At 41.5% G+C, this 8,560-nt stretch carries 7 protein-coding genes; all 7 read right to left on the bottom strand.

The window, feature by feature from the left end:
• Window positions 1–117: 117 nt before the first annotated feature.
• Window positions 118–1,167 carry a hypothetical protein gene (locus ABY436_RS17495; protein WP_372740218.1) on the bottom strand — a complete coding sequence of 350 codons (1,050 nt, stop codon included), beginning with the start codon at window positions 1,165–1,167 and terminating at the stop codon, window positions 118–120.
• Window positions 1,168–1,169: 2 nt separating this feature from the next.
• Window positions 1,170–3,638: an N-6 DNA methylase gene (locus ABY436_RS17490; protein WP_372740217.1), complete on the bottom strand. Its 2,469-nt coding sequence runs from the start codon at window positions 3,636–3,638 to the stop codon at window positions 1,170–1,172.
• 240 nt (window positions 3,639–3,878) lie between these two features.
• Window positions 3,879–5,633 carry an N-6 DNA methylase gene (locus ABY436_RS17485; RefSeq protein WP_372740216.1) on the bottom strand — a complete coding sequence of 585 codons (1,755 nt, stop codon included), beginning with the start codon at window positions 5,631–5,633 and terminating at the stop codon, window positions 3,879–3,881.
• Window positions 5,634–5,654: 21 nt separating this feature from the next.
• Window positions 5,655–5,933 (bottom strand): hypothetical protein, encoded by a 279-nt coding sequence (locus tag ABY436_RS17480; protein ID WP_372740215.1) that lies wholly within the window; start codon window positions 5,931–5,933, stop codon window positions 5,655–5,657.
• Between the two features lie 693 nt (window positions 5,934–6,626).
• The gene (locus ABY436_RS17475; RefSeq protein WP_372740214.1) at window positions 6,627–6,950 is read right to left on the bottom strand and encodes a hypothetical protein; all 324 of its coding nucleotides are present in this window, start codon (window positions 6,948–6,950) and stop codon (window positions 6,627–6,629) included.
• A 5-nt stretch (window positions 6,951–6,955) separates the two neighbouring features.
• A complete protein-coding gene (locus tag ABY436_RS17470) occupies window positions 6,956–7,366 on the bottom strand; it encodes a type II toxin-antitoxin system RelE/ParE family toxin (RefSeq protein ID WP_372740213.1) in 411 nt (136 codons plus the stop codon).
• Between the two features lie 476 nt (window positions 7,367–7,842).
• A partial coding sequence (locus tag ABY436_RS17465; RefSeq protein WP_372740212.1) for a tyrosine-type recombinase/integrase occupies window positions 7,843–8,560 on the bottom strand: 718 nt, incomplete at its 5' end.

The following is an 8,560-nucleotide window of genomic DNA, read 5'->3' as shown; positions in this document are numbered from 1 at the left end:
GTGTTTTATGATGGGATTGTTAGTATGAATCATGAGAGTTACCTTTTGTTTTGATTTAAGATTCGACACCTTTATCAAAACGGGTAACTCTCTCTTTTTCAAGAAGATGTGTCAGGTCTAGTCGGAACTAATACACGTTAATGCTTCTCTATTACCTCGAATCCGGCCTACTCGCTGTAAAAGTAAACAAGGTAAATCATCCTTTTTAATTTCAGTGACTCTTATCCCTGATGACACCCAAGGCCTATCCATTGCTATAACAAGATCCCCCTCCTCAAGGTAGTACTTTTCTAATCCTCTTACTTTGTTCTTCGGCCAATAAACAACCTCATTCCATTTTGTATAACTAGGAGAAACATTAACTCCCCTAAGCAACCTGATATCATCAAGCTCTGTAGAATACTGTTCACTTTTAAATGCATATCCAGGTAGGATTTCAATATAATACTTTAATTTTGCATACTCCCAATGTTCAGGAATTTCACCGATCCAATCCACACCTGAATTTTTCATGGGTACGTCAGGATTCAATCCTTGAATAACGGCTTGCTGGATGATGATTTGCTTGTGCTCTTTTATCAGCTCGATTTGCTTTTCTTTGATGGCAATGGCTTCATCGATTTGTGCTGTTTTTTTATCGAGAAAGTTGGCAATGGCTGTCTGTTCAACCATGGGGGGCTGTAATAACAAGCTATTCGCAATATGATTGAAGCTTATGGTTTGCCTTACGCCTGAGCCCAACAACTTCATGTAGGCCACATCATATCTATGTAGTAAGTATTTGAAGTATTGTTTACTAAGATCAATTTTGTTTTTAAGAACGACATAACCCGCACTAACTACAACATCAATATCAGATAGCCCAATCCTTAAACTAATCAAATCGTAATTAAGGTTTAGAGGGTTTATTAAAAATTCACCATTCAATACTTCTTGATACGATGCTTTTGTTGAGTGAGGAATTCTGTCATCATCCTTAGTGACAACCTTACCAAAGCTAATAGACCCACAATTTAAACTCATATTTTGAGTATGCTTTTTTTCGAAGAAAATATGCTTGAGCTTTCTTACTTCCCAATGCGTAGGAACAACGTCAATCCAGCCCTCACCAGAGTCCTTATATTCCTTATATTCCTTATATTTCGGCATTGCTGCTAATTCAGTCATGGTTATTCTCCCTGAACCTTAGCTAAGTTAACACCTAAACTCTCTAACCCTAATATATCAGTAATCAAACCTTCCGCTTTTCGCTCTAGGTTGATGATATCGGTAGCCACATCATCCATTGAACGCAATGGTTGGTGTTGGTAGAAGTATTTATTAAAACTAATTTCATAGCCGATCTTAGTGCTATCAAGATTAATCCAAGCTTCATCTACGTGGGGCTGAACTTCATCAAGGAAGTATTGGTGGATGGCTGATTTGTCCGATGCGTTATCTTTAAGATAAGTTAACGGCACTGATTCCGCATCACGTAAATCTGAGTTTGGCTCGTACGTCATAAACTCTAGTTTTTTTCCCTCTATCGCATAAAAACCAAAGTCTGCTAAATCTGTCTCTTTGCAGTCTAAATGATGTAGAAGCTCATCCAGTTTTTCTTGCTTGAACTTCACGACCTTTTTAATCACTTTTTCTGCGCTTTCATCATACCAACTCACGGCATTAACCACGGTTGTATAGAATGCTTTTCGTTTGCTGGATTTAATCGAATCTAAAACATCAGCAGATACCGCTTTGAATTGCTTTTCTACATCTACTTTAAAGGTATTAAAGTCGCTGTATTCTTCGGTAATGGTTTCGCCAAGCTTATTTGCCAGGCAAATGAGTAAGCGACTACTCTCCCAAATATCAGTAGATAGCAACTTGGATTTTGCTTTGGCGTTTAAGCTTATGTCGCTCTCTTCACACCATGCAATGATTTCTTTTTCTTTAGCGTTGTCATTAGCGCTAAAGAAATCAGCTTTGTAAACGTCTTCACCATATTCAGCGTATAAATGCTCCATAGGCTCACGCAATGTTTTATCAAAGCGTAGTGGTTCAATTAAATCGGCTTTAAACTGAGCTTTACGGCGGTCTGGACGTTCGATGTTTACCTTGTAATAGCCAAAGTCATCGTTATTAAATACTTTGGCGGCAATGCCTTGTGCATCCCCTTGATCATTCAACTGACGGTCGATACTGGCGGAATCTAAATAGGTTTGTGTGATTTGGCTAATGTGCTCACGTGAAAACTCGCAATTTTTATTGCCTAGGTTTTTACGCAATTTACGGAAGAGTAAGCTTGCATCAATGAGCTGTACTTTACCTTGGCGAGCTGCTGGCTTGTTATTGTTTAGCAACCAAATGTAGGTGGTGATACCTGTGTTATAAAACAGGTTATTGGGTAGCTGCACGATGGCATCGAGCATATCGTTTTCGATGATGTAACGACGGATGTTACTCTCACCTGAACCTGCATCGCCGGTAAACAAGCTTGAGCCGTTATGAACTGACGCAATGCGAGAGCCCATTGGGCTGGTAGCCGTTGGCTTCATTTTGCTGACCATTTCCATCAAAAACAGTAACTGGCCATCACTTGAACGTGGTGTGGCATCAACGGGGGCGGTATTACCCCAGTAATCTGCTAGCTCAACAATAAAGCGAGTGTCGATAACGTCAGTGCCTTCTTTTATGTGCTTTTGCTCGCTGGCCCAGCTTTTACCGTATGGTGGGTTAGACAAACAAAAGTCAAAACGCTGACCGGCAAATTCATCGGTAGATAGGGTTGAGCCTACCTTGATGTTTTTAGGATCGTTGCCTTTGATCATCATGTCGGATTTACAAATGGCGTAGGTTTCGTCGTTGATCTCTTTACCGTAGAGATTGATGTCGCGGGTGGTGTTTTCTACTGGGTATTTTTCGTAAATAAAGTTCTGAGTTTCAGTCAGCATACCGCCACTGCCACACGCTGGGTCGTATACGGTAAGGGTAAGTGGTAAATCACCTTTGATAGGGTCGAATACAAGGTGCGTCATCAGTTCGATCACTTCGCGGGGGGTGAAGTGTTCTCCGGCTTCTTCGTTATTGTCTTCGTTGAATTTACGAATCAATTCTTCAAACACATAACCCATACCTAAGTTGCTTAAGGCTGGCTGTTTATTGCCGTCTGGGTCTTCTTTATCGTGTGGGGTTAGGTTGATGTAGGGGGATACAAATTTCTCTAGTACATCCAGCAGTACATCTTTACCGGCCATGTGACGGATTTGTGCTTTAAGGTTAAAGCAATCGATGATTTCTTTTACGTTAGCGCTAAAGCCATTTAGGTATTCTTCAACATTGGCCAATAGAATTTGCTGATTGTTTGTAGCGGTGCTGAATAAGCTTTTTAGCGTCCATTTAGATGTGTTGTAAAACACATAACCAGATTCGGCAATCAATGGCTCATCATCTAGTTCGGTGGCATCCATTTCTTCTAGTTGGTACTTTACCTCGGCAAGTACCGCATCTTTACTGGGCTCTAGCAGGGTATCTAAACGGCGCAGAACCACCATAGGCAATATTACATCACGGTATTTACCACGTACGTATACATCACGCAGGCAGTCGTCGGCAATTGACCAGATGAATGAGATTAATTTGTTATGTGCACTGTGGTCCATTATTTACCCTTGGGTCAAAAATTGTTAATAGCGTCTGCAACAGGTATCAAGAAACTAAATTAAATCTTGTATTGTGATCATTTTTACAGAAGGTCCCGTTGCCCACCTTATAACTAGCGCTATGTCCATTTCAGAGCTTAAGAGTCTAAAAGGTTCTATTGAAGTAACGGGCAAGCTTAGAGACATACACACAACCACAAAAGATTAGCCGGCTATATTACCTCAGATGAATTTAAACATTTATAACCAGCTATGGTTTAGTCTTTTAATATCTGATTTTAAGTTTTGAATTTGCTTGTTAGTATCAATTATTTGTTGACGAACTGCCTTAATCTGATTCAGCTTTTCAATTGTGAATAAAGGCACTTCAAGTGTATTTAAATCTTTAGCCGATAGCATTAATGCACTGGTTCCTGTTGCAAGGCTTGAAAGCTGTAGCTGGCCATACTTAGAGGCCAGGTATTGGTAAAGGGCTTCCGCTGTGGTAGAGCTAATGTGGGGTTTAACTCGCAAGATTGAAAACGACTGGCTGGCAATAGCATTAGGTTCAATTTCCTCACCCGCAAGACCAACTTTACCTACCGCACCTTTACATACAACCAGCACATCATTGGCTTTGATTATTTGTTTTTTAGCCTTAGCAATATCATTTTGGCCCACACAAATCTTCTTTCCCTCTCCTTGAATAAAACCAATGTCATCAAGATTTGATAAATTATATTCGCAGTAGATTTCTTCACCGCTTTCGGAATGCTTTAACGCCTGAGGCCTTACAATTTCAACCAACTCTTCAAGCCTAGCAGTTTCAAACTGGCTTAAATATCTAGTCAGTTCCTTATAATTCTCAGAAAGTACATAACGACCCGGTGATAAGTTGTATTCGTTATCCTTAACCTGTTGAGGTGACGCATGTACCGAAATATCAGTATCTGCTGATGAATTATATGCTTCAAGTATTCTGTTGATATTGATCAAGCGGTTACGTGTACGGCTTGATTTATCGGTAAAGACATCAGAGCTTGCATCAATAAATTTGATGGTATTACAAGTTTTGCTTTTATCTAACACCAAGATACTAATAGGTATTCCTGTCTTTGCTAACAAATTAGCTGGCAAAGAAATAACTGCCTTAACCATGTTGTGATTAACTACATCTTGTTTAAATTGCTTTTCACCAGCAGCAGTTCTGAAAAGAAATCCATTGGCTACAAAACAAACCACTGTACCAAAGGTATGCGCCAACATATGCCGGAGAAAATACACTTCACCCATTAATGATTTTTCAGGAAAGCGTCCCCAAATATCATTGATCTCTTTCGATCGAATATTCAAACCAAATGGCGGCATAGCAATAGAGGCGTCAAACTGCACGAGCCCTCCATCACCAACATAATAAGGGCTTTGAATAGGGTCGTTTTGAACAATGCTAAAGTTACTATCTAGCAAAAACTTGTCTACCTCAGCAAAATATAAGTCAGTAGTTTCGATAGCTTCTCCTTTCTTCTCACTCGAACTTGGTAACTCACTAGCAAAGTAGTAACCAGTATCAAAAGGACAGTAAACTGACTCAGTTTTCTCACCTAACAATTTTATCCCTAGCGAAGCCAATTCATTAGGAACATGCGGCAAATATTCTGATTTACCAAAACCTGCTGAGCTGAACCTTAAGGTGTCAGATAAGTCTTTGTATGTAACAAGCTGCGCTTTTAATAAATCCTGTAACCCTCTCATCAGATGGTAAATTTGCTCACCCGATAATTTACCTCTGCGATCTGGTAGAAATATTGTCTCTTTGCCTACTGCATGTTCTAACTTACTAGGCAGCATGTGCATGGTTGCCGGACCAATTGAAGCATCGAATCTATCTTGTACATCAATTACTTTAGTGCCAGTCTGTTTAAACCAAACAAAACAAGCTGCAATTTGAACAATAAAATCATGAGCATCTAGTGCGCCACGAAAGTTATCAAGTAATGACCAAATCTGTTTATTCACGATATCATTCCCGCAAGTCTATTAATGTAAAGAGTGTGATTTTTTGCGGTCATAGCTATCTAGCGCATATGCCGTTATTTCAACATCCCCCGACTCTACAAGCACAACACCACCTTGGCTTTTCATCTTCTGCATTTGCTTTGCAAGGCTGTCCATTTCAGAAATCACTGCGTCTATGCCTTTTTTATTTAGGTAAGTCTTGTCGCCATTATTTACACCAAACATTTTTACGATTTCTAGCATTTGCTGAGAAATAGCACGCTGATTCATTCTTTGATGCATATGCCTTGTTTTAGCCATTTTGAAACACTCCAATCTGTGCGATAGAGTGAATAATACGAAACAATTATTATAATATCAACAGAATTATAATAATTTTCCACTTATTATTTTAATCCACTAAAAATAAACTTCCTCCCTGCGCTTTTATCCCTGTACCGCTAGTGATTTATGTAGTGCGTTTAATCCAATTAACGACTCTCTGTGCCCAAGGATCAATGACCTCTGGGGGAAGGGCTCCAGAATACTTAGACTGAGGATGTGGTATTCCTGTATATGTTTTGTCGCCTAACAGGCTGTGGAAAAATCAAAAAGGAGACTTGGTCTTTCATAGCTAAGCTATGCGCGAGTGTATAGCAAGCGTGATAATCGAAAGCGCCAAAAGTTGGTATTGAATTCACGATACCCATAGAATTCCTGTATCTCAGCACTATGAGTATTGAGTATAGCGGGGAGCTTTGCGACTCATATAGAATCCCGGCCGGACCTCATCCGGTGACACAGACTCTCTTTGTTGTGTGCCATAACAGAGGTGACAATCCGGTCGGATAGATAGTTTTTGAAATGATTCAGAGGTGTTTAGCGGTACTGGTGATGACACAGCGCAGGACATACGGTATCAATCAGATGCCAATTAAAACGTCTAATAGGAATACATACCATTTCAGGCACAAAAAACCGCCTACAGGAGGCGGTTTGCAGATTAGTTAATATTTAAGCAACCTGCCCCAAAAACTCATCAGCAGAATGGATGCCTTCTCGATCCTGGCATAGCTTAAACAGTAGAAATATATTCTTTGCTGTGGCGTTGCCTTTCGCACTAAGCATGCGACGCAGGCTTGGTTCCGCCATAGGCATTTTTTTGGCAACTTCTTTGAAGGATTGAGTGCCGTTTAGGTAATCTCTAAGCATAGAATTTCCTACAACAATATCACCTTCAAGATAACTTTCCAAAGCTTCCAGAAGTAGAGCTTTACGGTACGCAGGGTCTTTACAAAGCTCCATGACGGTATCTTTAAATTCTCGGGTTAAAGCCATAGTTATCACCTTGCTTTATTACGTTTATTTCTAATTTTTCTACTAGATTTGTCTACCTGTTTGGCCTCTTTTGGCTTTCTTTCCTGATAGTCATCTAAGTAGTTTTTAGCTGAGATAATTGCTTCTTTTTGTCCAGATTTATCACTTCCCGCAAATAGAATAATCAGCTTTTCACCCTCAGTGACGTAGTAAATACGATACCCAGGGCCATAGTCAATTCGTCGTTCATGTAAGCCGTTTCCATCAGTAATTGGCTTATGGTCGCCAAAATTTCCAGCTTCCATTTGAGTCACGGCTTTAGTTATCTTCGCTTTACCGCGACCATCTTTTAGGCCAACTAACCAATCACGAAAGGGTGTTTTACCATCATGTGTTTCGTACTCTTTAGCCTTTCGCGCAACAACAGGTATAACCATGCGGGCTTCCATATACTTTTATTGATAATAACATATATGTTATTAAATTTAATAATTTTATTTCAATAAACAGCATGGTAATAAATAATTTTAAGATTTTTTACCTCTGATATTACCCATGTTTAGGGCTTTAATACGTTTAAAATGTAGGCTGAGGGCTTAAACCTCCTAAAAAAATAACTGATCGAGGATCATAAAATAGGTAATCGTAGTGCTCTTTTTGGGCCACAGGCAAGCAACATCGACGCAAAGTAGGCTATAGGTATGACCATCTAAACCGCCTCACCGGACGTATGATCGAAGATAAGTTCGTCATTATCTGCTGTAAGGAACTGTGAAAAATTTACATGGGGGTCTGCGTATTGCTCACATTGGCGTGCCACACCTCTTTCCCTACTAAGAATTTCTCAACCGCTGCTTCGCCGGTTATTACGATCCGTTTTCGTGGTTATCCATCACTCCATCCCTTGGTTGGGTTATTCATCGCCCCAGGCCGCTAAAAATAAATTCCGCTCCTCATCACCTGTGGCGCGAAGATAGACTTCCGTGGTTTTGGTTGAACTGTGCCCCATCGCTTTGGCCAACAAGTGAATCGGAACCGGTCTCGCGGCTGTCATCATGGCGACCCCATAGGCATGGCTCAGTCCTTTGCCGGTCGCTTGATCTCCGTGAATACCGGCGCGGGCCATTACCCGCTTGACCAGACGATAGGCGGTGGAACGGCTCATCGTCCAGAGCGGCGTGTGTAACGTGTCCGGGTCTTTTTGCAACCGACGAATCCCAAAGACGCGATCCAGTCTCTCCAGTAAAGGCCACGAGACCGGTACCGCCCGATATTCAGGCAATTTTTCACGCCCTCGCCGGTCGTGCCGGCGTTTTTTGAGGGTCCGGAAGACGATGAGGCCTTCGCTCCATAATACCCGTTGGGCGCTGGTTTCGCGTGCTTCCGAAGGACGGCAGCCGGTATCGTGCAGCAGCTGGCAAAACAGGGCCCGCGCGGGCGACTCATCCTGGACAGCGCGTAAGTAAGCGTGGCGCTCGGCTTTGGTTAAATACAAGCGCGCGCCGGTGCGCGAGAACAGGCGCATTTCCTGGACGATGCCCTGTTGGGGGGTGTCCCGGGTTAGCGTGTCACGGTGCGGGTGGTGGTGAGGTAATGTGTGATGTGTCATCTCAAGCCCCTGGCGCCGGGGT

Source organism: Neptunomonas sp., assembly GCF_041601355.1.
Lineage (GTDB): Bacteria > Pseudomonadota > Gammaproteobacteria > Pseudomonadales > Balneatricaceae > Neptunomonas.
Note: the sequence above shows the minus strand (reverse complement) of the source record. Positions and strands in the feature narration are given on the sequence as shown.

What these genes read in the sequence shown, in the direction of transcription:
- ABY436_RS17470 (WP_372740213.1), bottom strand. Translation starts at nt 7,366, where the DNA reads ATGGTTATACCTGTTGTTGCGCGAAAGGCTAAAGAGTACGAAACACAT.
- ABY436_RS17475 (WP_372740214.1), bottom strand. Translation starts at nt 6,950, where the DNA reads ATGGCTTTAACCCGAGAATTTAAAGATACCGTCATGGAGCTTTGTAAA.
- ABY436_RS17490 (WP_372740217.1), bottom strand. Translation starts at nt 3,638, where the DNA reads ATGGACCACAGTGCACATAACAAATTAATCTCATTCATCTGGTCAATT.
- ABY436_RS17480 (WP_372740215.1), bottom strand. Translation starts at nt 5,933, where the DNA reads ATGGCTAAAACAAGGCATATGCATCAAAGAATGAATCAGCGTGCTATT.
- ABY436_RS17495 (WP_372740218.1), bottom strand. Translation starts at nt 1,167, where the DNA reads ATGACTGAATTAGCAGCAATGCCGAAATATAAGGAATATAAGGAATAT.